Origin of the sequence: Ochrobactrum sp. SFR4 (assembly GCF_019730395.1) — a bacterium.
Classification (GTDB): Bacteria; Pseudomonadota; Alphaproteobacteria; order Rhizobiales; family Rhizobiaceae; genus Pseudochrobactrum.
This window is the reverse complement of sequence record NZ_JAAPBB010000906.1, coordinates 1-263: the sequence shown is the minus strand read 5'-3', so window position 1 is coordinate 263 and position 263 is coordinate 1. Positions and strand designations below refer to the sequence as shown.

The following is a 263-nucleotide window of genomic DNA, read 5'->3' as shown; positions in this document are numbered from 1 at the left end:
AAATGGTGCTTTCTGAAGTCCGATTATGGTCAAATGAATACCATTGAGGGCGCTGTTGCCGGTAAGGTTCTTGACCCTGCTGCGGTAGAGGTTGAACTTGCTGCACCACCGCCGCTGACATTTGTACCGGCCAGTATGTTGGATGAGGCCCGCGCCTATCGCAATAAACTGACCACTGCTGAAAAGCCTGCCGCTGAAGTCGCAAAACTGCTGCGTGCCGCACAAAGAAATTATGAAGCCGGTAATACATCTTCTGCTGTGAT

1 protein-coding gene is annotated in these 263 nt (G+C 51.0%); it reads left to right on the top strand.

Going from position 1 to position 263, the window contains the following annotated elements; genetic code table 11:
• Window positions 1-33: 33 nt before the first annotated feature.
• Window positions 34-263, top strand: a 230-nt coding sequence (locus HBA93_RS21720) for a hypothetical protein (RefSeq protein WP_221724631.1), incomplete at its 3' end; no start/stop codon positions are given.